Here is a 23,543-nt window from a genome sequence, read left to right on the forward strand (position 1 = left end):
TTACAAGGCCTAGTTTACCTCGTTTAATTCGTAGCTTCCACCTTCATAACCACCATCTGAAAGAGCTTCCAAAGCATTAATTTCATCTTGCTCTTCCATATCAAGAATATCCTGGTAGCTGCCTACTGCATTTAGCTCATCGCTCATATCGTCTTCTGTGTATTCAGCCAATTCAGCCGCACCGATTGAACCATGAAGAGCTGGGATAAAGCCAGTATCTTCCTTGGCAAAAGGAGTCATTGCAGATAAGGCTCCAGCTGTGGCAATACCAGCGCAAATGCTTTTATATTGAGCAGGAACTTTTAAGGCTCCAACAGTGCCAAGAGCGGCAACGCCTACACCTAATCCTACTTCTTTTAATTTCTTTTTCTTTGGGTCAACTTCCTGGTCTACTTTCAGAACCTTTTTACCCATAACAACCGCATATCGTCCAGCCATTACGCCACCCACGGTTTTAGCTAACTCCATACCAACTACGGAAATGTTGTTTTTTCTCATTACTTAAATTTTAGATTGATTTACTTTTTCTTATTTGCTCCCCACAACAAACCACCACCAACTAAAAGCAAGGCTCCAATGGCTAAAGGGTTCATTCTTGCTTGTTTTGTGTTGTTAGCAGTTATAGGTTGAAATGAATTTGATTGACCTGACTCAGTATGATAGGTTCCAGGATCATTTGAAGCCTGATAACTCGGAACGCTGTAATTTGGTTTTGCAGGCAACTTCACAGCTGGCTTTTTCTTATCGAGCACCCGATTAAAAATTACCAGGTTGTTCTCAGCTCTGCTTTTCTTTTGTTCCAGGAGTAACCTTTTTGCAGGATCAGTTTCATTTTTGATTCTCTCACTAAGATTACTGATTCTCTTTTCCTTCATTTTCTTGATCATGTCACCCAAACCAACAGCTTTCAAAATTGAGAAGATAGGAACCAGGATCATGGCTACTTTCTTTGCAATGGCAGCACTGCCAATTGCAGTTGTAGTTGCTACAACTCCCAATTCTTGCTTGGCAATGTCCTTATGAACCAACTTTAAGAAAGCCAATCTTTCCTTTTCATATTTAGACATCGGCTTTGAGCGAGAATTTCTCATTTTAGCTCTCATTTCGGCAGCCATTCTTTTTGCCTTGGCTCTTGCTCTGCGTCTTCGGCGGCGTCTTCTCCTTCTTCTTCCTTCAAGTTGGCCTAAATCTCCAGCCAGGTTCATGTATGGAAGACTTGCTTTCTGAGCTGCTTTTTGCCAGGCACTTGCTAAGACTCTTCTTAGTTTACTTTCCTTACCACCTAAAAAGCGGTATTTCTTGGCGAATTTGGAGTAAGCACGTTTGGCCGCATTGTAATCCTTTGTAGAAATTCCCAATTGCTTAGCCTGGGCAGCAGAAAGTAATCCATAGCCCATTTTAAGAGCCAATCCCTTTTTGTTGTTTTTGATTCGTGAACGTAAAACAGCACGAATGGCAATGTTAATCGGGTTGATTTTCATTAGGAACTTGGCAACCTTTTTAAAACCTTTGGCAATGAATTTCCCTGCCTTTTTAACTGTTCTTCTAGCATATCGACCAAACTTTTTGATTTTACGCCTGAACTTTTTGAAAAATCCATCCAAGGCAGAAAGCAACCCAATGGTTTCTCCATCTTCACCAGCCATTCCATTAAGTGGAGAAAGGTTTTCTCTTTCCCATTTGGAACCATCTGTCAGTTTAATGATGATACCATCCAGGGATTCTCCATCTTTAATAGCCTGTAAAGCTGCTTTCATGTGTAACCAGAACTTCTGACCAAAACCTAAGGCATGGTATTTTTCAGGTTCCAACTCATATTCTCTAAGTGTGGTTTCCAGTTGGGTTTCTCCCAGGATTCGAAGAGCTTTTTCTTCTTCCTCCAGGTCTGAATCACCAACTCCGTTGACCTGCTCAGAATTATGAAGTCTTTGCATGATGGTGTCGTAATTATCGCCACTTTCATGCAAATGGTTCAGTGCTCCAAGACCGTCAACAAATTCGGGATCTGCTCCAACCCCAGCCAATGTTTCAATTTGCATTTGTTTGTCTTTTTTAGATGTATATTCAGCTTCACAGTTGAAGCGGTGTAAGACGGTATCGATACAAACATCACCAACAACAACATAGACATGTGAAAAGGGTTTACCCTCGTAACCAGCTATTCGAATGGAAAAAGGAATACCAAGACAGTAAAGAAGAGAGCCAACAAATAAAGAGTGATCATCACAATCACTTGGCGTGTTTGGAGTGGATCTGTTTAGCCATATCCTTGCAGGGGTGCTAAGCTGTTCAATTCCTGGAGTATCTTTCTTGTACTGAATGTGATTGAAGACAAAATCCCAAATCGATTTTAGGGTATTGTACCTGGTATCACGTTTCAGGCTTTTGGCTAGCTCCTTTACTTGTCCATGGTGTTTTTTAATGATATCGCACATGATGGAAACGGTATCATCTACCGATCCTTCTGTGAATGTGCTGGTGAACTTGACATCGCTGGTATCAATTAAATGATTGAACTCAAAACCAGGTTTGATCTTTCTCACACCTTGGTGTACAATCTGACCATTAGCAGTGCGGAACACTACATCTCCGTTTTTGTTAGTTGTTTTTAAGACGGTTTCCATTTTATAACTTGCTAAATATGTCAGTTAGAACAGATGCAGGATTGTTAATTGTTTTGGCAATGTCCTGCCAGGTTCTGCTAATATCAATTTTGATGCTGGGCATATCAATGCCGTTAACTTTCAGGTGATCCACATACATGCGTAGGCTGTGCCCCTGTAACTCCTTCGCCTTTAAAAGTTGAATGATGGAAGCCAGTTTTACTGAAAAAACATACTTAATTTCAGTCTTGGCATTGCCAGTAACCTTTTGGTTAGGTTGCTCCAAAGGTGTTTTTCCAAGTAATATCTTTTGATCGCCTTTTTCCAGGATCAGGTTAATCTGGTATGTGTTTAAAGTGGCAGTAAATCCAATTTTACTGGTTAGCTCCATAGCACCGTTCAGATTTAAAGCACCTCTTTTAAAATCGACTTTAATCCTGGGAAGACCTTTGGGTTTTACCTCTATTTTATTTGTGGTATAATCCTTGATTTTATCTTCCAGCTGATTGGCCTTGTTGCCAAGGTAGGGAACTAGTTTATCCCTAAGGTAGAAAGCTGTTGCAAGGCTACCAATAAGTATGATGTGTCCTGTTTTCATATCCCAAATATGAGGATATCAGGTTAACGGTCAATATGTTTGAATGAAGCTGAATTGAAGTGAAAGACTATGCAAATTGCTGATTGCCATTTTTAATGAAAAAGTAGTTTTACAATCTAAAATGATATCCCGATCTGGCATAAAAAAAGGAACCTTTGAAAAGCTCCTTTTATCCTGTATTCATGTTTGGAAAATGGTTTATATGTCCTCTTCTTCCTGTTGTTCTTGTGCAAGATATGCTTGTAAAGTGGTGAATATCTGCATTTGTTCTTGGTGTGACTTGGAGAATAGTACGTATAACATCTGTCCAAGGTAGGCCTGTGCATCTGGTTGCATCCTGCGAATGGCATCAATGATTTGACGTTCCTGGATATTGAATTCATTTTCTACACTACCCAGTGAACTAGGATTTTGAGGGATTAGATTGTTAGCAAGCATGCCCAGTGTAGTTTGAACCGCTGGCATTTGGGTTATGGCTGTAACGGTGTCCTTGGTTGTGCTTTTCTCTGCTTGCTCCAATTCTTTAAGGTGATTTTCCTTTAATTCTGAAATCTTATCTTCAAGTTTTTCAATTTTAAAACTCTGCCTTAAGCTTGTGTCTTCCAGTATTCTTATTTTACCTTCATATTCTGTCCTAAGGTTTAAAATGGTATTAAAATTCTCTCTTTCCAGGGATCTTAATTCTTTAGAGGCATTCATCATTTGTTGTTGATTTGGGGAACTTATCCCGTTTTCTGGATATATTCCATTTAATTCATTAAAATATTTTTCGGCTATTCTTTTCTTTTTAGCCTCGTTTTGACATGATACTGAGCAATATTTGCTGTCTGATCTTCTGCCAATAATTGGTTTATTACATACTATACAATTCATGATTTCTTGTGCTAAGAGGTTATCAGGATAACTGAATATGTATTTAATATTTAGGTGATTAATTGTTTTATCCAGTTACAGGGATAAAAGTAGGGGTAAATGAGATGGCATTCTTATTCAAGTTCGTTCATGATATAGCATGATTATTTATGGCAAATTATGCTAAAAACTTAAATAACATTTATATTTTAGTAAACCCAACTATATTAAAAACATCTTCTAGAACTAAAGTTGATTGAATGAAAATTATTAATAATCAAGATATTCTTCTTAAGGAAGAATTTGAGAATACGATTCAGGATAATTCAAAAGTATATTTAAGTTGTAACTACTTTACTGTCTTTGCTTTATTTGAGTTACTTCCAATACTAAATAGAGTAAAACATATACAAATACTATTAAATATTAAGAATAAGGATATAGAGGAGTTTAAGTTTATTCAGTCAGAAAAGGAACACAAGCTTAATCTATTGCTTGATAAGCCATTCAGGGCAAATAAAGTAATATCATTTATCCAGAAAAATACCGAAATAAGAAAAGGTGGTATTGGCAATCAGAATATTTTAATAGTAGAGAATGATAATGTTTCTACATGTTTTTCTCTTACTCCAATGGATTTAGATTCTGTTTGTTTGGGACTTGTTGCTTCGAAGTTACCAGTATTTATAAATACGTTTGAGGATTCTGACAATCAGTATTTGAAGCTATTCAATAATGTTTGGCAAAATGGTAGCCAATCGGCAATAGATTTGGTAATTGATAATGTTGCAAAAGCATCAAAAAGTATCCCTGCGCAGGATATTTATAAATATTGCGTTCGTCAGATTTTTCAGGATTCTGCAATAACAGACAAAGCAGATGAGAAATTACAAAAAGTCGGCTTTAAAGATTCTAAGATTTGGAGTTTGCTTTATAATTTTCAGAAAGATGCTGTGATTGGAGCCATCGAAAAAATTGAAACCTTCGGGGGGTGTATTATTGCAGACAGCGTTGGTTTGGGTAAAACCTTTGAAGCTTTAGCAGTGATGAAATATTATCAGCTTAGAAATGATAGAATTCTAGTTTTAGCTCCTAAAAAACTTCGAGAAAACTGGACTTTATACCAGTTAAATGATAAAAGAAATATTCTAGCTCAGGATAGATTAAACTACGATGTTCTTAACCATACTGATCTTACAAGAGAAAGAGGTTTATCAGGAGATATAAATCTTGAGATGATAAACTGGGGGAACTACGATTTAGTAGTGATTGATGAATCGCATAATTTTAGAAATAATCCCAATAAAAAAGATGGGATTACTCGCTATAAGCGTTTAATGAACGATGTGATAAAGGCAAATATTAGAACAAAAGTACTAATGTTATCTGCAACTCCAGTCAATAATAAAATGAATGATTTGAAAAATCAAATCGCATTTATTACCGAGGGAGATGATGAAGCTTTTGCATCACATGGTATTGATAGTATAACCAATTTGATGAGAGATTCACAAAGACGATTTTCTGATTGGTATAAATCTAGTGATCCTGAAAAATTGAATGCTAAAGATTTGATGGAAAAGCTAGATGGTGGATATTTTAAAATTCTGGATATGCTCACTATTGCTCGTTCAAGAAAGCATATTGAAAAATATTATGACACCACAGAAATTGGTAAGTTTCCCACTCGTAATACGCCTATAACAGTAAAGCCTGGTATTGATGCTCTTGAAAAGTTTAACGATATCGAACAGCTTTATGATGAAATTAGTAGTCTGAATTTGGCTGCATATACACCACTGGCATATGTAAGAGCAGATAAAAGGGAGCTTTACGAACAAAAGTATGATGTGCAGACTCACACTGGTAGTGTGTTTAAGCAAGTTGACCGTGAGCAATCTTTGATTTATTTAATGAGAGTAAACCTTTTAAAACGACTTGAAAGCTCTATATTTTCGTTTAGAATTACTCTTGAAAAGTTAATTGAGTTTATTGAGGCAAATATTAATCAAATTGCTAAGCATTACGAATCAGATTTGGCTTTAGATGTTAATATTATCGATATTGAAACAGATGATACTGAACTGGAAGATTTACTTGTAGGAGGTAAAACTAAGGTTTTGTTGCAAGATATGGATCTAATTAAATGGCAACAGAATCTTGAATTGGATAGGAATATCTTATCGCAGCTTCTGAATGAAATTGAAGAAATCCATGCTGCCAGAGATGCTAAAATTATAAAACTTAAAGAATTAATAGAAAGTAAACTTGAAAACCCTATTAATGACGATAATAAGAAGGTAATTGTATTTACAGCCTTTGCAGATACAGCCAATTATCTTTACAATGAACTACAACAATGGCTATATAAAGAAAAGAAGATTTACAGTGCATTGGTAACTGGTTCTGGAACCAATAAGACCAATATGAAGGAATGTAAATCTGATCTTAATTCGATTTTGTTGAATTTTTCACCTCTTTCAAAAAAGAGAAATGAGATTTATCCTGAGATTACTGATCAAATTGATATACTATTTTGTACAGACTGTATTTCAGAAGGGCAAAACCTGCAAGATTGTGATTATCTAATTAACTATGATATTCATTGGAATCCTGTTCGTATTATTCAACGCTTTGGACGTATTGACAGGATTGGCTCTAAAAATGAAAATATACAGTTGGTAAATTTCTTCCCAAGTATGGAGCTTGATGGTTTTATCGACTTAATTGCTCGTGTACAAGGTAGGATGGTAATGCTTGATGTTTCAGCAACTGGAGAGGATAATGTTATTTCTAAAAACAATAAAGAAATGCAAGATCTTGAATACCGTAAACGCCAGTTGAAACAACTTCAAGAACAGGTAATGGATATTGAAGATATTCAAGGAAATATTTCAATCACCGACCTTTCCTTTAATGACTTTAAAATAGATATTGAGAAAAGTAGTGATAAGGAATTAGAAGCATTAAACGAAATTCCTCCAGCATCATTTGCCGTTGTTAAATCAAACCTGGAAGATATTAAAGAAGGGGTGTTATTCTGCTTGAAAGACACTAATAATATTGAGGAGAAAAAATTAAAAGACAATATCATTTATCCATACTTCCTGGTTTATCTTAGTGCAGATGGTGAGCATGTTGTTACAGCAAAACAAACAAAAACAGCGCTAGATTACTTCCGCAAGCTATCTATGGGTAGAACCAGAGTAATGAACGATACTGTTGAGTTGTTTAATAAGGAAACAAGGAATTCTAAAAAAATGGAACAATATACAGAATTGCTTCGCACTGCAATAAATAACATTGTTGGTGTTCAAGAAGAGTTTGGATTGGATTCTTTAGCTACACCAGGTGGTGCAACGCTATTAGGTAATAGCATCAATAGTGAAGAAGACTTAGAATTGGTTGCATATTTAATTATTAAGTAATTAAAGGTATGAACTACAATAAGATTCTAAAAATTCCGAATTCTTCCATTTTGAATAAGAGGCTAACAAAATCTTTCTTTTTGAAGAATTTTGCATTGTCTTCTGCCGAAAAGAGTTTTTTGAATTCTAATATTGAGTCTATGGAGTTGGTGGCTGAAATTAGTACCAATTCTGCAAATATTCCTCAATATGTAGATGATAATTCTTCTTACGAAAGAATTTATGTGATCACATGCAAGCTTCCTATTAATACACTTAGTAAATTTGCGACAAAATGCATTGAACTCATACAAGGATATATTCCTTATCACATTTTATTAATAATTCAGGATGAAAATGAATTTGTCATTAATGCATGTAATAAACGAATAAACAAAAACGATACTACCAAAAGAGTAATAGAAGAAGATTTTACAACTCCTGTAATTAATAAGCTCTTTAAAACTGATATTGTAAGTGATTTATACGAAGCTGTTAATTATTCTGTTCTGGATAAGATGAATATGCAAGCCATTTTTAATTCTTACATACAAAGTATAGTAAGATATAAAACAGCAAGTATTACAGGTTCATTTAATAAACGAACCTACAGCCGTACTGAGGAAGATGTTGAATTGTTAAAAGAAATTGAACTTCTGGAAGCAGATATTAGATATTTTAAAGCTCAAATAAAAAAAGAGACTCAAATTAGCGATAAGGTTGAGTTAAATATTAAAATACAGGAAAACAGAAAACAAATTGAAACGATAAAAAATAAACTACTATAGCATGACCATAGAGAAAATACAACAAGGTGATCAATTGACTATGAGCAAAGATATTGTAGCCGATAATATTGAAAAATTAAAGCAATTATTTCCTGAAATACTTACTGAAGGTAAAATAGATTTTAAGGTGCTTAAACAGGTGCTTGGAGAAGAAATTGAGGAAGAAGAGGAATATTACCGTTTTACCTGGGCAGGAAAAAACCGTGCCCGACAAGAAGCCCACAAACCTAGTACAGGAACACTTCGCCCTTGTAAAGAAGAGAGTGTAGATTGGGACTCAACAAAGAATCTTTATATTGAAGGAGACAACCTTGAAGTATTAAAGCTATTACAAAAAAGCTATGCCAAAAAGGTGAAAATGATCTATATTGATCCACCGTATAATACTGGTAAAGACTTTGTTTATAAGGATAACTACAAAGATAATTTGGGTAATTACCTAGAATTAACGGGACAAACTGATTCTGAAGGTAATAAACTGACCACAAATACCGAAAGTGATGGACGCTATCATTCTAATTGGTTGAATATGATGTATCCTCGATTGATTCTCGCTCGTAATTTGCTTAAAGAAGATGGTGTGATTTTTATTTCTCTTGATGATAATGAAATTGAGAATCTCAAGAAAATTGGAAATGAAATCTTTGGAGAGGATAATTTTGTGGCGAATATTATTTGGCAAAAAAAGTTTGCAAGAGCTAATGATGCAACATACTTTTCAACAATGCATGATAATATTGTTTGTTTTGCAAAACAAAGCATTAATTCTAATAAGAACAGTGGTTGGAAACTTAATTTATTGCCAAGAACATTAGATGATGCTAAAGGTTATTCTAATCCAGATAATGATCCAAGAGGAGTATGGACTTCAGTAGTACTATCTGCAAAGTCAGGATCAGATAAATTAAAATATAAAATAATATCACCAAGTGGAAGAGAATCTTATCCACCAGATGGTAGATTTTGGAGTGTAAGTGAAGAAAAATTGCAATCATTAATTGATGATAATCGGATTTGGTTTGGTCGAAACGGTGATGGTACTCCTAGGTTAAAAACATTTTATTCAGAAGTTCAATCAGGATTGAGACCTAATACAATTTGGTTTCATGAGGAAGTAGGTCATAACCAAGAAGGAAGACAAGAAGTTAAATCATTGTTTGATGGAAAAGGGTATTTTGATGGCCCTAAACCAGTTCGTCTAATTGATCAGATTTTAAAGATAACGAATAGTGAAAATGATTTTTTAGTTATGGACTTTTTTTCAGGCTCTGGAACAACGGCTCATGCGGTTATGCAATTAAATTTAGAAGATGGAGGCAAGCGAAGGCACATACAAGTACAACTCCCAGAAGCTACTGATGAAAAGAGTGAGGCTTATATAGCAGGTTATAAGACTATATCCCAGATTGGTAAGGATCGCATTCGTCGTGCAGCCCAAAAGATATTGGAAGAAAATCCAGAAAAAGCAAAAGGTATAGATTTAGGTTTTAAAGTGTTTAAGTTGGATCAATCAAATATAAATGCTTGGGATGGAGAAAGAGATAATCTCGAACAACACCTCTTTAACTCAACAGAAAGTATAAAAGAAGATCGTACGCAAGAGGATGTTCTTTATGAGATTTTATTGAAATATGGATTAGATTTATCTCTTCCGATAGAAGAAAAGATTATTGCTGGAGCCAAAGTTTTTAATGTAGGATTTGGTGCAATATTTATTTGTCTAGAAGATAAAATTACAAAACAAGTAGCTCAGGGAATTGGAGAGTGGAAACAAGAGCTAAATCCAGAAACTTGTCGAGTGATATTTAAAGATTCAGGCTTTACAATTGTTGAAAAAACAAACAGTTTACACACCTTAAGAACCTTTGGTATTAACGAAGTAAGAAGTATTTAAGAATATGAAAATTAAATTCGAAAGTACTTTAGACTATCAACAAGATGCTATAAGTGCTATAACAGATATATTTAAAGGACAAGAAGTCTGTGAGTCGAACTTTACTGTATTTTCTCCAGAGTATATTGCCAAACAAAAAACTCTTGATTTTAAAGCTTTAGGATATGGTAACCTTTTAACGCTAAATGAGGGGAAAATTGCAGAGAATATGCAAGCCATACAGTTTGCAAATGGTTTAAAGCCCACCGATCGTAAGGAAATTGATAAAAACAACCTTGACTTTACTGTTGAAATGGAAACAGGTACTGGTAAAACCTATGTTTATCTACGTACTATTATGGAGCTGTATCGCAAATATGGTTTTTCAAAGCATATTATCGTAGTGCCGTCAATTCCAATTAAAGAAGGGGTTTACAAGTCTTTACAAATCACACAGGAACATTTAAAGCAATTGTATGCCAATGTGAATTACAATTTCTTTATCTACGATAGTAATAAATTAAATCAGGTTCGTGATTTTGCAACAAGCGATGGTTTAGATATCATGGTGATTAATATCCAGGCTTTTAGTAAATCTTTTAAGGATGCCAGTGATACTAAAAACAAAGCAAATATTATTCATAGATACAATGACAAGTTAGGATACAAACCGCTTGATTTGATTAGAAATACAAATCCTGTTGTGTTTATTGATGAGCCTCAAAAGGCCATGAATACTGCATTATCTAAAAAAGCTGTTAATAACCTTAATCCTATCGCTAAAATTAGGTTTTCAGCTACCCATATCGATAAGATAAATGTAATGTATAAGCTTGATGCAGTTGATGCCTATAATAAAAAGTTGGTTAAGCAAATAGAAGTAGCTTCAGTTCAAACGGAGGGAGCAAATAATATGGCTTATATTCGTTTTGTAAGTGTGAAAGTAGGTAAAGGAAAACCAACGGCTAGATTAGAACTTGATGTATTTAGTAAAGGTAAAATTTCCAGAAAAACAGTTACGGTAAAACACAATGATGATTTAGAGGAAATTACAGGCCGAGAAGAATATGCAGGTTATATAATCAATGATATTTACGCTCAAGAGGGCAATGAATATATCGATTTTACCAGTAGAGATGAAATAATTAGAAAAGGAGAAACCATTGGAAATGTTGATGATTTGCAGATTAAAAGGGCAATGATTCAGAAGACTATTGAGGAACACCTGAATAAAGAATTGATTCTAAATCCTCAGGGTATTAAAGTTTTAAGTCTGTTTTTTATCGATTCAGTTGCTAAGTACCGCCTTTATGATGAAGAGGGGAAAGACAGTAATGGTATTTACGGACAAATTTTTGAAGAAGAATATTTAAAACTGATTCAAAAGCCGAAATATCAGAGTCTATTCAATGAAATTACAGATAATGAACAAGATGCATCGAAAGTGCATAATGGTTATTTCTCTATCGATAAGAAAAGCAAAAAGAGCAATAAAAAGGAAAAATACGAATGTTATAAGGATACCACAGGATCAACAAATGCAGACGAGGATACCTATAATCTGATCATGAGAGACAAAGAAAAACTACTTGGTTTTTCTTCAAAACTGAGGTTTATATTTTCTCATTCTGCATTGAAAGAGGGGTGGGATAATCCTAATGTTTTTCAAGTTTGTACTTTAAAAGATGGTGGAAAATCAACAATTACCAAACGCCAGGAAATTGGTCGAGGTCTTCGTTTGTGTGTTAACCAAAAAGGTGAGCGTATTTACGGACATGAAGTAAATACACTTACAGTAATGGCATCGGAATCATACAAAGATTTTGTGGATGGTTTGCAGAAAGAGATTGAAAGTGAAACTGGATTGAAGTTTGGAATTATTGAGGAGCATAGTTTTGGTAAGATTGTAATCAACATTGATGGTGATACTGTATCGCATTTGGGAGAACAAAAATCTAAAGATCTACATGATTTCTTGCAGGAAAAAGGTTATATCGACAAACGAGGAAAAGTACAAGATCTATTAAGAATTGACTTAAAAGCGGACAAAGTTGATTTGCCTGAGGAGATTACTGATAATCCAAATGTGAAAAAGCAGGTTATTTCTTACTTAAAAGAAGTATCAGGTAAGCTTGATATTAAGAATAGTGATGACAAGAAAAAGGTGACAGTTAATCGTGCCGTTTTAGATAGTGAGGAGTTTAGAGCTTTATGGGATAAAGTGAAATTCAAAACTACCTTTTCTGTAGATTTTGATGAAGATAGTTTGATTCAAGCCTGTATAACAGGGTTGGATGAATATCTAAAAGTTAGTCGAGGTAAACTTCATTATTCAAAAGCATCTGTTGATATCACAGAAGGTGGATTAATTGAGACAGAAACAGAAAAAACAACTGCTAACCTGGAGAATGGTGTAGAGGTATTACCTGATATTGTTTCGTATCTACAAAATGAAACTCAACTCACTCGTAAAGCAATTGTACAAATACTTACTGGTACTCGTAAACTGACACTCTTCAAAATTAATCCTCAAAAATTTATTGAAAGTTGTATTGATATTATCAATGAACAAATGAAGATGCATATCATTGATGGTATTCAGTATAAAAAGATTGATGATACAGAGTATTATAGTCAAGAGCTATTCGATAATGAGGAACTTTTTGGTTATCTAAATAGCAATCTGAAAGAAAGCGAAAAGTCGCCTTATGAATATGTGGTTTACGACTCAAAAACGGAATCAATTTTAGCTGAAGAGTTTGAGAAGAATTCTAATATTTCGGTTTATGCCAAATTGCCTGACTGGTTTAAGATAGATACTCCTCTGGGTACTTATAATCCTGACTGGGCGATTCTTTGGAAAGATGATAGTGAAGAAAAACTGTTCTTTGTGGTAGAATCTAAGGGAAGTACAGGGCTTTTTGATCTACGACCAAAAGAACAAGCTAAAATTGCCTGTGGCAAAAAGCATTTTGCTGCGATAGGAAGCGAAATGATTGTTGCAGCTAATATAAATGATGTGGAAGATTTTGCTTTAAGTAGTTAAGGTTGAATTAACTATCAGGAATAATTTCTATTCACTACAGTAATAATGCAAAACCCCTTAATTAAGGGGTTTTGTTGTTTTTTAATGAGTCAATGACTTTTCTATTCAAATCATCCACCAATTCATTATCGTAATCAAAATAAGTGTCAGTAACCGTTGTTTTACCATGGCCAAGAGCTTGTGCAATTAAAGCTTTACTTGCTCCAATGGGTTTTTTTGCAGCAATTCCTGCCCAAGAGTGTCGAGCATGGTACATGATTAAACCTGGAACATTAACAGTTTCATCTTCACCAATTTTTTTTAGGCCTTTATTAATTTGGTTGTTTAGGGTTTTAATGTTTTTGTATCGTTCCTGGTAAATCAATAGTTTTTCCTTTCCCTTTAACTTATCGAGAAGTTCTTGAATTTCGGGCTCTATTTTTACAGAATAACTTTTTTGAGTTTTGTTTCGCTCATATTCAATTCTGCCTTCAAAGATTTCTTTGATTTCAAAAATGTCTGAATTATTCATGCCAATTAGATAGAATGAAAGCATAAAGAAATCTCTTGCAAGTGCTACATATTCAGTTTGAGTTTTGAAGTCTCTAATGGCACGAATGGTATCAATTGGAAGTCTTAAATTTCTTGGTTTGTCTTTTGCGAATTCAAATTTTCGGAAAGGATAATATTCTTGGCCTATGATTTCATCAACATCAATTGCACGATTATAAACTGCACGAATATTTCTAAGGTCAATATTGGTAGTTGTTGGTGCAGACTTTTGCAGTCTCCATTCTTTAAAACGGTTCAGCCACGCTTTATTAATCTCATCAAAGAAAATAATTTCTCCATTGGTAAAGTTTTCAACTGCTCTTAAAGTAAAATCATATTTTTCCCTGGTACTTGGAGATTTTATTTCATCAAGGTATTTTTTTAGATATTCATTAAAGCTGATATTAGAATTATTACTTTTTCCACCGTTTTTAATGTAGTCCGCAATCTGTTTGGCATTTAATCGGTCTAGTTTATTTTTCTTTTCTAACTCATAAATGTAATCATCGGCATCAAATAAGAGTGAGGCAAGTTCATTGTTCGTTTGTCTTAGGTTGTCAATATTTGGACATCCTCTTTTAATTCTACCATTGTCCCAATATTCTTTAGGTATGGAAATTTTTGCACTAATGTATGCTGTTTTGGTTTTTTGAGAAACTGCAAGCTTAATAGGAAAGGTTCCATCCTTTTTAGCTTTTCGGGTATCTAATATCAATTTTGTGCTTGCCATATTGGATCAAATTTTTGCAAGTTTTTTGCAAGTTTTCTAACTCTAAGATCGCTTTTTTTCGCTAAAAACCGAAATTTAGGACATAAAAAAAAGGCTCTGTAAATCTTACAGAACCTTTGTTTTTAGCGGAGAGGAAGGGATTCGAACCCCCGATACGCTTTTGGCGTATACTCGCTTTCCAGGCGAGCCAGTTCAACCACTCCTGCACCTCTCCAATGTTGCAATAATTGAGTGTGATCACAAAAGTAAAATAAAATTGCAGATTTTAAAAAGTTAGGGAATATAAAATTTAACAATTTGCATATTTATTTATGCTGTAAATTGAGGGATTTTAAGAGTGCATTATTGGTAAAATACACTCTTAAAGTAATTAATCGATATTATTTAGTTAGGCTTAAAATTCAGCCCAACATTTAAAGTTTATTCTTTTCTGAGTAAAAGGGTGTACGAAGGTGATTTCTTCGGCGTGTAACATTAGGCGGTCAGCCTTCAAACCATAAAGTGGGGCATCTACGATTGTGGGATTTAGTCCGAGAGGATGAGCTGTATGCACACGCAATTGGTGTGTACGCCCAGAGACGGGGTAGAAGAGTATTTTGCTTTGCAATGAAGTACGTTCAATAATATTCCACTTAGTAAAAGCTGACTTTCCATTGTCAAAACAAACCAATTGGGTTCTCATCCCTTTAATTTTAGTGCATAAAAAAAGCATCAAAGTTTTCAACTTCAGTGCTTATTCAGCGGAGAGAGAGGGATTCGAACCCCCGGTACGTTGCCGTACAATGGTTTTCAAGACCACCGCATTCGACCACTCTGCCATCTCTCCAGTATTTGTTTTGCTCAGGGTACGTGAATAAACCCGAGACTCATCTATTGAGCAATTCCTACAAGAATATTTTAAAGATTGAACGTTTTCTATCTGATTGTGGGGAGAGCAGGATTCGAACCTACGAAGACGAAAGTCAGCGGAGTTACAGTCCGCCCCAGTTGGCCACTTTGGTATCTCCCCAATATTTTCAGCATAAAAAAAGAATCTCAATCGAGATTCTTTGTGCGGAGAGAGAGGGATTCGAACCCCCGGTACGTTGCCGTACAATGGTTTTCAAGACCACCGCATTCGACCACTCTGCCATCTCTCCAATACTTGTTCTGAGCTTTTGTTGCTCTGTCATCTCTTGTGATAACGGGTGCAAATGTATGACAAAATTTATTTGCTACCAAACATTTTTTTGCAATAAATTCGAATTGTTTTCGAAGCGCTTGATGTTCAGTTGAATTATTTTTTCAATTAATGCAAATCAAGTTCGTTTAGCATGTATAAGGAGTGCTCGATGGTCTTAAAAATTTCGCTGCAATATTCATTTACCGCCTTTGGGCTTCCCGGCATGGCGTAAATTAAAGTTTTATCCATAACACCCGCAATTCCTCTACTGACCAATGCATTTGGTTTTTCCATGCCATATTTCACTCTGATTAGTTCCATAATACCTGGAATTTCTTTGCTAATGTGTTTTTGTACCACTTCAGGAGTAATGTCCTTAGGACCTATTCCTGTTCCACCAGTAGTGAAAACAATGTCAAAGTCTTTCGATTTTGCTTTGTCAAGTAGCTTTGATAATTCCTCTTCCTGATCGGGTATGATATGTTTTTCGATTCTATAATGTCGGTTTCGTGATTTGTAGAAATCCTGGCAAAGTTTTTCAGCCAACGGACCACTTTTATCAGCATATTCGCCTCTGCTGGCTCTATCGCTAAGTGTGATGATCATGGTTTTTATTACCCTTGGATAATAGGTTAATGTATCACCAGCTTTAAGAGCACCGTTTTTAATCACCCTACAAAAGATTCCTTCTTTTGGCATCACACAGTTGCCAACTTCCCTGAAAATACTGCAATTATCGCCGTGACATTTTTTACCAATCTGTGTAACCTCAAGTTCCAGATCGCCAAAGGCAAATCTATCGAGTGGGGCAGTATGATGCAATAAAATACCTTCAGTAGTGATATTCTCGGCAAATTCGCCAAAATTGATTTTTCGCTTCGCTTCTTCTGAGAACTTATCGATACTTTCTTTGGCCAATAAACTAACCTGACGGTGCCAGTTTCCCGAATGAGCATCGCCTTCCACTCCAATAGAGCTTAACTCAATACTTTCAACAGGTTTTTTAATTGTACCTTTCTTTTCTGAAATATTAACCGATAATACACTTACTTCTTTGTTCATAGTATGTTATGCCATTTTGATTTTAAAATTATTGGGGTGTAATGCCGATAGATATTTAAAGATCAATAACAAACGAAGTGAGCTTATTGATCATTCTTAAATACTAATCGGTATTATTTCAAGTCAGTTTTAGTTTTGTCCAATAGCTTAATCCCTTCTATTCTCATGTTTTTGTCAACCGCCTTACACATATCGTAAATGGTGAGAAGGGCAATGCTTGCAGCACTTAAAGCTTCCATTTCAACGCCAGTTTGACCTATACATTTTACCCTTGTGTTAGCAACAACACCATCCTCAACCACAATACATTTAACTTCAGCTTTTGTGATTTGCAGTGTATGACACAATGGAATTAAATCACTTGTTTTTTTTGCAGCTTGAATTCCTGCGATTTCAGCCACCGTTAGTACATCACCTTTTTTTAATGCATTTTCATTAATAAGTTGAAGTGTTTGTTCTTCCAATATAATTTTACCAGTAGCTCTGGCTTCTCTTATTTGTGGAATTTTATCACCAACATCTACCATATTGGCTTTTCCCTCATTATCGATATGACTGAATTTTCCCATTCTTATATTGTAAATGATCAGTAACTAGTTAATATGGAATTCATTTGTAAGTACATACGATTAATAATTACTAATTATTCATTATTAATTGATTTTACCCTCCAATTCCATAGAAGCTTCCTTTCTTGTTTTTGCTTCCGGATTTTGGCTTTTTATTAATGGACTTTTTAATGGCCTGTTGTGCGCCCAATTCCTTTAAATCATATTCACTCTGGTTAAACAAGCAAGGCTTAACCTTTCCATTAGCAGTTAACCTGATACGATTACATTCAAGGCAATTGCCTCCATTTCCTCCTTCAACAATAGAAAATTCACCAGTTGCCAAATCCATTTGTCTAATGAATCTAAGATCAAGGTTCTTACCATTACAGTATTTTCTTAATGCTTCCAGATCGTCCAAATCGGCATCAGGCATTCTTACACAGTTAATTTTAACTGGATGTAAGCCAGCTTGCAAAGCCGCATCAATTCCTTTAAACACATCTTCGATATTGCCCAGTCGAGTTATCTTTTTGTATTTTTTAGGATTCATGGTATCCAAACTGATGTTAACCCTCATTAATCCGGCATTAGCCAGATCTTTGGCGTATTTTTCCAGTAGAATACCATTGGTGGTCATGGCTAAGTCTTCAATGCCAGGAATGCTTGCAATTTTATTAACCAAGTCTACAATACCTTTTCTCACCAAAGGTTCACCACCTGTTAATCTCACTTTCGTGATGCCTGAGGCAATGGCTTCTGTTACAAAAGCAACAATTTCTTCGAAACTAAGTACTTCTTCATGCACAATGAGGTCAATACCTTCTTCTGGCATGCAATAAGTGCAGCGAAGATTACAGCGATCTGTAACTGAAATTCTTAAGTAATTGATATTTCGATTATAATTGTCTAACATAAACAAATTCTCCTTCAGTAAATTCATCTACTTCTCTAGGTACAGCCATTATTCCATCCGCCAATGTGAATGCATTAATGTGTGCTGAGCCGTGATATTCAATAGGAACTACTCTATTATTGGCATTAAAACGAACAGGGATAAATGCTAACCTGTCGGTTCTTTTGCGCTTGTAATCTTCTGCAATTGGCATGCGTACCATGGGTGCATTGTAATCGTGTCCCATCAATCTAAAAACAAGAGGTTTGCCTAATAATTCGAATTGCACAAATGAGGATACCGGATTACCAGGCATTGCAAAAACGTATTGACCATTTTTGGCAGCAAATACTGTATGTTTTCCTGGTTTTACAGCTAAAGTGTGAAACCAGATATTAAAACCAAGCTCCTTTAAAATTTGAGGTACATAGTCGCAATCTCCAACCGAAACACCCCCTGAAATGATCAAAATATCATTCTCGGCCAGGCATTTTTCCATGGTTTTTTGTGTGGCCTCTTTTGAATCTTCCACTATGCCATAGTAATTGGCATCTATACCAATCTTCTTTAGCTGAGCTTGTAATTGCCAGGAATTCACATTTCGAATTTGTGATTTATTTGGCTTTTGATGTGGCTCTACCAACTCACTTCCTGTGGCAATGGTCGCAACTCTTGGCTTTTTATATACCAATGGATTGGTGCAACCAACCGTTGCCAATACGGATATGTGTTGAGATTTTAACCTGGTTCCTTTTTTCAGAACTACATCATTTTCTTCAATATCTTCACCTTTGATACAGATGTTTGATTTTGTCTTTTCCTTGGTAAAGCGAATTCGGTTGTTCTCTAATTCTTCGGTATGTTCTACCATTACAACTGTATCTGCACCTTCAGGCACCATAGCACCAGTCATAATTTTTGAACATTGCTTGTTTCCAACAGACCTGGAAGGAGCAACACCAGCGGCGATCACTTCCAAGACTTCTAATTCTTCCAATAAATCCTCTTTTTTACAAGCATATCCATCCATTGCCGATTTGTTGAATGGAGGAATAGCCATATCGGATCTTACATCTTCTGCCAATACTCGGTTTAAGCAGTCCGAAATATCAATATGCTCTTTCTCTAATTTTCGAGTGGCATGTTTTACTGTTTTTAAAGCCTCGTGAAACGTAATCATATTGCTAGTTCTTTATTACCCATTTTCGATCAGAGAAATCGAGATTATTAGAATCAAAATTGAATTCTTCACCATCAAATTCAATATTCAGATCAGCCAATTCTCTGTATTCTTTTGTGTTGGGTTTTAGTTTTTTATTGTTTTTGCTTTCTATCATTATAAATAAACCAGGCTCAAGAATTTTTCTCAAGCCTCCCGATTCTATAATTAAAAGCTGATCATTTGGAATTATTTTATCCAGACAGCTTAGAACCTCCTTAAGATAATCATCTTTTGCTTGTATATAATATACTTCTTTTGCTCCGGCACTCAAAAGTCTGTTACTATCTTTTTTACCTTGTTGAAGGTGTTCTTTTGTAATTTGATAATTCGTGTTTTTTACAACAAACTCTGTATCTGGCTTAAGCTCATGAAAGTGAGGGCATATTTTAATTCCGATAACAGAATGCTTTTGTTTTAACGAATTAATAAGCTGACAAGCAAAGAGAGTCTTACCAACATTCTGACCATTACCCGCCAGCAGAATTATATTTTCTCTTTGAATTGCCATATACAAAAAACCTCCAACTCGGTGCAGAATTGGAGGTAATGTATGCTGAAACAGACCAGTACCATAGGGTACCATCAATTATCATTCACATCAATTTCGCTCCTTTCCAATTTTTGGACATTTATCCTGCGGGAGGCAAATTCGTTTCCAAACTTACCCATCGGTTTATAAATCTTGCAGTTATATCAATCTGTTTAGAGCTTATAAACTCGGAGTTATTTTAATAATTCATTGTAAAGATATTAATATTAACGAATCTACAAATGTGTATGTATGGCTAATGTAATAATATCGTTTGCATAAATTGTTAAACAATTGTTGGAAGCCCTTGTTTTGCTATTGTTTCAGTCTTATTGGATCCATTTTTTAAGATGAGATAGAAAGAAAAAAGAGCCTTATTTATAATTAGTTTTATTAAAAAATGGTTTTATTTACAAACCAGTCAAATAAATTAATGAAATATGGGAAAGCATGGACACGATCATAAGCATGATCATGGGAATTTGAAAGGAAGAAATTTGGGAATTGCCATTTTGCTTAATATTGGAATAACCGTTGCTCAGGTGGTAGGAGGTTTTATTTCAGGAAGTTTGGCTTTGTTGTCGGATGCATTGCATAATTTCTCAGATGTATTGGCTTTGGTGATTAGTTGGTTTGCAAGTAAGTTGGCAGGAAGAAAGCAAACTGCTCGTCAGACCTTTGGATATAAACGTGCGGAAATACTGGCTGCACTTATTAATGCAGTTTCTTTAATTGTAATTGCATTCTTTTTACTTAAAGAAGCAGTGGTACGTTTGGGAGAACCTCAGGAAATTCAATCAGGATTGGTAATGATTCTGGGAGGACTTTCCATTGTTCTAAATGGTGCAAGTGTATTGTTGGTAGTGAAAGATGCTAAGGATAATATCAATATGCGATCAGCTTATTTGCACTTACTTAGCGATATGGTTTCTTCCATTGCCGTGGTATTGGGCGGATTTGTGATGTACATGTGGGAGGTAAGCTGGGTAGATAGTGTTTTATCCATTGCCATTGCACTATATCTCGTTTATTCCAGTTGGGGATTAATTGTCGAAAGTGTAAGAATCATTATGCAGTTTGCTCCAATTCATATCGATTTGGAGGAGGTGCAACAGAAAGTAAAATCAGTTAAGGAGATTGAAAATATTCATCATGTCCATGTTTGGCAATTGGATGATAAACAAATCAATTTTGAGGCACATATTAGTTTTAAAGAGGATATGCCATTAAGTGAAGTGAACAAGCTGCTTCGAGAAGTGGAACACATACTTCATGATGATTTTGAAATTAACCATGTTACCTTACAGCCCGAAATTAATGGATATTGCCAGGATGAAAGTCTGGTAAAACAAGAAAAACCTCATTCGCATTAATCGAAACGAGCATGATTAAATAATTATTAGCACACAGGTGACTATAATTATTTAATTCATGCTAAGTTCTTTTTAATAATAAAAACTGTTAACGGATGAATGAGCTCATTAAATCCATTGGTTTTTCCAATATGGTTTGAGCTCCATTGGTAAGTAGTTCTTCCATATCTCTAAATCCCCAAAGTACACCAACTGCATGCATTCCGGAATTTTGAGCAGTTGCCATGTCAACTCCAGAATCACCTATATACATTAGCTCCGAAGGATCAATTCCCATTTTCTCACTAATTAGAATTGCTCCTTTAGGATCGGGTTTTCGAGGGATATCGCCGCCAGCGCCTAATACATACTCCAGCTTCCAATCGGCAAGTAAAACCTTAACAACTTTTTGGGTCAATGCGTTTGCTTTGTTTGAGAAAACTGAAATCTTAATACCTCTTTCACTCAGAGCGTCTAATAAATCTTTGATACCAGGATACAGGCAGGTTTTAACAATGCAGTTTTCATCGTAAACTTGCATCATGCGATCAAAGTTCTTTTCTATTTCTTTTGCGTCTCTATTTTCCAGCGGTAAAGATTTTTCAACTAAAGTTCTTATACCTCTTCCAACAAAGGTTTTGTAAGTTGCATAATCGTGTGTTGGAAAATTATTTTCTTCTAAAACCTGATTCATTGAATCAGCAATGTCCTCAATAGAATTGGCAAGTGTGCCATCAAGATCAAAAATTACTCCTTTTATCATGATATTTGTATGGTTTGAAATGCAAATATTGCACTCTAATATCGTTTTACAAAATAATAACAGAACTCATTAAAAAGAAAAGCCGGAATGAGAGTTTCAATCCGGCTTATAGATATGTATTCTTTTTTTAGTGAACGATAGATCGTAATTCGGCATTGTAATCAACCATGATATCGAACCATTCATCAATCATATTTTGCCAGGTTCCTTTTCCATACAATTTCTCGTATGCCTTCATAAAACCAATATCCTGCGACCATGCATCATAACTGTCAAAATTCCAAACCAGACCAACATCAGCACCTCCAGGTGTGTGCAGTGGATTATTGAATACAAGGAATGCAACTCCTAAGCTTTCCGAAGTTTTCATGAGTTTTTCAGCAATTGCTTTAAAACGATAATACTGTCCGCGTTTAATGTCAACAGCCCAAGCTTCGTAGTGCTTCGATTTTTTTACCAGGTCCATACCAAAAGACAGTTTTTCATTGAAATTCCATAAGCTTACGGCTCCGTATTTCTCTACCAATGGATCAATGTTCTTTTCCCAATCTTCATGATGTCCGTTTTCTTTTTGAGGACGAGTATCGAGTGCAGCATAAGTTGTAGGGCCCATAATCCAAACATACCATCCGGCTTTTTGTCCATAGTCTACTTTTCTTAAACCTGCTACATAATCTCCTTCAGGATGAAACTTATCGTTGTGAGCTTTAATTGCTTGCTCAAATTTATCTGACATTCCACGCTTAGGTAAAATATATACACTTTCTACCACCACAGTTTTCTTCTCCTCTTTCTCCTGGCTAAATGCAACAAATGTGCAGAAAAGAGCTAAGCCTAGGATTAAACTCATCTTTTTCATGATAAATATGTTTTTAGTGAATATCTCTAAATTTACGACAATTATTTGGAAAGAGTCTAATTAAGATTTCTTAAACGAAAGAAAATCAAGCAAATAGAGAGTGTGTTGAAGGGGGGAGGTATGATGGTGAGTTTGATTCTTGAGTTCAATTTGAATGAGGTATGCTATGATGGATACGCTGATCATGATATTATCTATAGCAAGGTTATGATACGGTGGACAACAGGGATAGGGTGCTGCCGATATCAGGGATAGGATTAAATTTTATCTGAACATGAATATTTAGTAACAAAAAATCTTTATATTTGACGTTCACAACGAAAAGTAATATTCGCTAATGCATAAAAATATTAACATAGCTATGATGAACATGCCAATTATTGGTATGCGAGGCGCTATGGGCATTATTGATATTACGACTACCACCACAACTACAACGACCCTTTAAGGGTCTATATTATTACATATCACCAAAGGTGGGTATAATCATACTCAAAAAGTACATAGAAATGTTTGTGCCTGATAGTTTAATATGTCGTAAATTCATTTGTACGATATTAATAACACTAAATATCAAATAACTATAACCATTATATAATTATTGATGATGGAATCAACATTTGTAGGGAGAGGAAATTATCAAAACAAATCAAGGAAATGAAACGTCCGTTCCTAAATAATAATTAACTCATATTTAAACATCATTATTTAGGATTGGTAAGT

17 protein-coding genes, 4 tRNA genes and 1 riboswitch are annotated in these 23,543 nt (G+C 35.0%); of the genes, 5 read left to right on the forward strand and 16 right to left on the reverse strand.

Features of this window, described 5'->3' with window-relative positions:
- Positions 1-9 precede the first annotated feature (9 nt).
- From BXY64_RS07255 to BXY64_RS07270, 4 genes are all read right to left on the reverse strand, one after another.
- On the reverse strand, positions 10-498 hold the full coding sequence (locus BXY64_RS07255) for a hypothetical protein (RefSeq protein WP_120239231.1): 489 nt from the start codon (positions 496-498) through the stop codon (positions 10-12).
- A gap of 20 nt (positions 499-518) precedes the next feature.
- A complete protein-coding gene (locus BXY64_RS07260; RefSeq protein ID WP_120239232.1) occupies positions 519-2,624 on the reverse strand; it encodes a hypothetical protein in 2,106 nt (701 codons plus the stop codon).
- Position 2,625: 1 nt separating this feature from the next.
- Positions 2,626-3,201, reverse strand: coding sequence for a hypothetical protein (locus tag BXY64_RS07265; RefSeq protein WP_120239233.1), 576 nt, complete (start codon positions 3,199-3,201; stop codon positions 2,626-2,628).
- 198 nt (positions 3,202-3,399) lie between these two features.
- Positions 3,400-4,074 (reverse strand): hypothetical protein, encoded by a 675-nt coding sequence (locus tag BXY64_RS07270; protein ID WP_120239234.1) that lies wholly within the window; start codon positions 4,072-4,074, stop codon positions 3,400-3,402.
- Between the two features lie 239 nt (positions 4,075-4,313).
- Between BXY64_RS07270 and BXY64_RS07275 the strand changes: the two genes are divergently transcribed.
- Genes BXY64_RS07275 through BXY64_RS07290 form a run of 4 tightly spaced genes read left to right on the forward strand, consistent with a single transcriptional unit; the run spans position 4,314 to position 13,167 of the window.
- Positions 4,314-7,481, forward strand: a complete 3,168-nt coding sequence (locus BXY64_RS07275; protein ID WP_120239235.1) for a DEAD/DEAH box helicase — start codon at positions 4,314-4,316, stop codon at positions 7,479-7,481.
- Positions 7,482-7,489: 8 nt separating this feature from the next.
- Positions 7,490-8,248 carry a DUF4391 domain-containing protein gene (locus BXY64_RS07280; protein WP_120239236.1) on the forward strand — a complete coding sequence of 253 codons (759 nt, stop codon included), beginning with the start codon at positions 7,490-7,492 and terminating at the stop codon, positions 8,246-8,248.
- Between the two features lies 1 nt (position 8,249).
- Positions 8,250-10,142 carry a site-specific DNA-methyltransferase gene (locus BXY64_RS07285; RefSeq protein ID WP_120239237.1) on the forward strand — a complete coding sequence of 631 codons (1,893 nt, stop codon included), beginning with the start codon at positions 8,250-8,252 and terminating at the stop codon, positions 10,140-10,142.
- A 4-nt stretch (positions 10,143-10,146) separates the two neighbouring features.
- Positions 10,147-13,167 carry a type III restriction-modification system endonuclease gene (locus tag BXY64_RS07290; protein WP_120239238.1) on the forward strand — a complete coding sequence of 1,007 codons (3,021 nt, stop codon included), beginning with the start codon at positions 10,147-10,149 and terminating at the stop codon, positions 13,165-13,167.
- A gap of 61 nt (positions 13,168-13,228) precedes the next feature.
- Here the strand turns inward: BXY64_RS07290 and BXY64_RS07295 are convergent, their stop codons facing one another.
- The 10 genes from BXY64_RS07295 to BXY64_RS07345 form a co-directional block, all read right to left on the reverse strand.
- Positions 13,229-14,428 (reverse strand): site-specific integrase, encoded by a 1,200-nt coding sequence (locus BXY64_RS07295; protein ID WP_120239239.1) that lies wholly within the window; start codon positions 14,426-14,428, stop codon positions 13,229-13,231.
- 126 nt (positions 14,429-14,554) lie between these two features.
- Positions 14,555-14,642 (reverse strand) — tRNA-Ser (locus BXY64_RS07300).
- Between the two features lie 527 nt (positions 14,643-15,169).
- Positions 15,170-15,254: transfer RNA gene (locus tag BXY64_RS07310), tRNA-Ser, on the reverse strand.
- Positions 15,255-15,354: 100 nt separating this feature from the next.
- Positions 15,355-15,437: transfer RNA gene (locus BXY64_RS07315), tRNA-Tyr, on the reverse strand.
- Between the two features lie 45 nt (positions 15,438-15,482).
- A tRNA-Ser gene (locus BXY64_RS07320) sits at positions 15,483-15,567 on the reverse strand.
- A gap of 149 nt (positions 15,568-15,716) precedes the next feature.
- The gene (locus tag BXY64_RS07325; RefSeq protein ID WP_120239241.1) at positions 15,717-16,652 is read right to left on the reverse strand and encodes an MOSC domain-containing protein; all 936 of its coding nucleotides are present in this window, start codon (positions 16,650-16,652) and stop codon (positions 15,717-15,719) included.
- Positions 16,653-16,765: 113 nt separating this feature from the next.
- On the reverse strand, positions 16,766-17,221 hold the full coding sequence (gene moaC, locus BXY64_RS07330) for a cyclic pyranopterin monophosphate synthase MoaC (RefSeq protein ID WP_120239242.1): 456 nt from the start codon (positions 17,219-17,221) through the stop codon (positions 16,766-16,768).
- Positions 17,222-17,315: 94 nt separating this feature from the next.
- Positions 17,316-18,116 carry a GTP 3',8-cyclase MoaA gene (locus BXY64_RS07335; RefSeq protein ID WP_120239784.1) on the reverse strand — a complete coding sequence of 267 codons (801 nt, stop codon included), beginning with the start codon at positions 18,114-18,116 and terminating at the stop codon, positions 17,316-17,318.
- Positions 18,100-19,275, reverse strand: a complete 1,176-nt coding sequence (locus BXY64_RS07340) for a molybdopterin molybdotransferase MoeA (RefSeq protein ID WP_120239243.1) — start codon at positions 19,273-19,275, stop codon at positions 18,100-18,102. The genes BXY64_RS07335 and BXY64_RS07340 overlap by 17 nt, the downstream gene beginning before the upstream one ends.
- 4 nt (positions 19,276-19,279) lie before the next feature.
- On the reverse strand, positions 19,280-19,900 hold the full coding sequence (locus BXY64_RS07345; RefSeq protein WP_120239244.1) for a P-loop NTPase family protein: 621 nt from the start codon (positions 19,898-19,900) through the stop codon (positions 19,280-19,282).
- Between the two features lie 8 nt (positions 19,901-19,908).
- Positions 19,909-20,052: riboswitch (molybdenum cofactor riboswitch) on the reverse strand.
- Between the two features lie 234 nt (positions 20,053-20,286).
- Here BXY64_RS07345 and BXY64_RS07350 point away from each other — a divergent pair.
- Complete coding sequence (locus tag BXY64_RS07350) at positions 20,287-21,219, forward strand: cation diffusion facilitator family transporter (RefSeq protein ID WP_120239245.1); 933 nt, start codon at positions 20,287-20,289, stop codon at positions 21,217-21,219.
- Positions 21,220-21,307: 88 nt separating this feature from the next.
- On the opposite strand, the gene BXY64_RS07355 is transcribed toward BXY64_RS07350, so the two are convergent.
- Positions 21,308-21,961: an HAD family hydrolase gene (locus BXY64_RS07355; protein WP_120239246.1), complete on the reverse strand. Its 654-nt coding sequence runs from the start codon at positions 21,959-21,961 to the stop codon at positions 21,308-21,310.
- Positions 21,962-22,088: 127 nt separating this feature from the next.
- The gene (locus BXY64_RS07360; RefSeq protein WP_120239247.1) at positions 22,089-22,820 is read right to left on the reverse strand and encodes a hypothetical protein; all 732 of its coding nucleotides are present in this window, start codon (positions 22,818-22,820) and stop codon (positions 22,089-22,091) included.
- Positions 22,821-23,543 lie beyond the last annotated feature (723 nt).

Origin of the sequence: Marinifilum flexuosum (assembly GCF_003610555.1) — a bacterium.
GTDB classification, from domain to species: Bacteria; Bacteroidota; Bacteroidia; order Bacteroidales; family Marinifilaceae; genus Marinifilum; species Marinifilum flexuosum.

Excerpts from the sequence above, each read along its gene's own strand:
- BXY64_RS07335 (WP_120239784.1), bottom strand. The coding sequence starts at position 18,116 with ATGTTAGACAATTATAATCGAAATATCAATTACTTAAGAATTTCAGTT.
- BXY64_RS07265 (WP_120239233.1), bottom strand. The coding sequence starts at position 3,201 with ATGAAAACAGGACACATCATACTTATTGGTAGCCTTGCAACAGCTTTC.
- BXY64_RS07345 (WP_120239244.1), bottom strand. The coding sequence starts at position 19,900 with ATGGTACCCTATGGTACTGGTCTGTTTCAGCATACATTACCTCCAATT.
- BXY64_RS07355 (WP_120239246.1), bottom strand. The coding sequence starts at position 21,961 with ATGATAAAAGGAGTAATTTTTGATCTTGATGGCACACTTGCCAATTCT.
- BXY64_RS07360 (WP_120239247.1), bottom strand. The coding sequence starts at position 22,820 with ATGAAAAAGATGAGTTTAATCCTAGGCTTAGCTCTTTTCTGCACATTT.
- BXY64_RS07260 (WP_120239232.1), bottom strand. The coding sequence starts at position 2,624 with ATGGAAACCGTCTTAAAAACAACTAACAAAAACGGAGATGTAGTGTTC.
- BXY64_RS07280 (WP_120239236.1), top strand. The coding sequence starts at position 7,490 with ATGAACTACAATAAGATTCTAAAAATTCCGAATTCTTCCATTTTGAAT.
- BXY64_RS07270 (WP_120239234.1), bottom strand. The coding sequence starts at position 4,074 with ATGAATTGTATAGTATGTAATAAACCAATTATTGGCAGAAGATCAGAC.
- BXY64_RS07290 (WP_120239238.1), top strand. The coding sequence starts at position 10,147 with ATGAAAATTAAATTCGAAAGTACTTTAGACTATCAACAAGATGCTATA.
- BXY64_RS07325 (WP_120239241.1), bottom strand. The coding sequence starts at position 16,652 with ATGAACAAAGAAGTAAGTGTATTATCGGTTAATATTTCAGAAAAGAAA.
- BXY64_RS07255 (WP_120239231.1), bottom strand. The coding sequence starts at position 498 with ATGAGAAAAAACAACATTTCCGTAGTTGGTATGGAGTTAGCTAAAACC.
- BXY64_RS07350 (WP_120239245.1), top strand. The coding sequence starts at position 20,287 with ATGGGAAAGCATGGACACGATCATAAGCATGATCATGGGAATTTGAAA.
- BXY64_RS07295 (WP_120239239.1), bottom strand. The coding sequence starts at position 14,428 with ATGGCAAGCACAAAATTGATATTAGATACCCGAAAAGCTAAAAAGGAT.
- BXY64_RS07275 (WP_120239235.1), top strand. The coding sequence starts at position 4,314 with ATGAAAATTATTAATAATCAAGATATTCTTCTTAAGGAAGAATTTGAG.
- BXY64_RS07340 (WP_120239243.1), bottom strand. The coding sequence starts at position 19,275 with ATGATTACGTTTCACGAGGCTTTAAAAACAGTAAAACATGCCACTCGA.
- moaC (WP_120239242.1), bottom strand. The coding sequence starts at position 17,221 with ATGGGAAAATTCAGTCATATCGATAATGAGGGAAAAGCCAATATGGTA.
- BXY64_RS07285 (WP_120239237.1), top strand. The coding sequence starts at position 8,250 with ATGACCATAGAGAAAATACAACAAGGTGATCAATTGACTATGAGCAAA.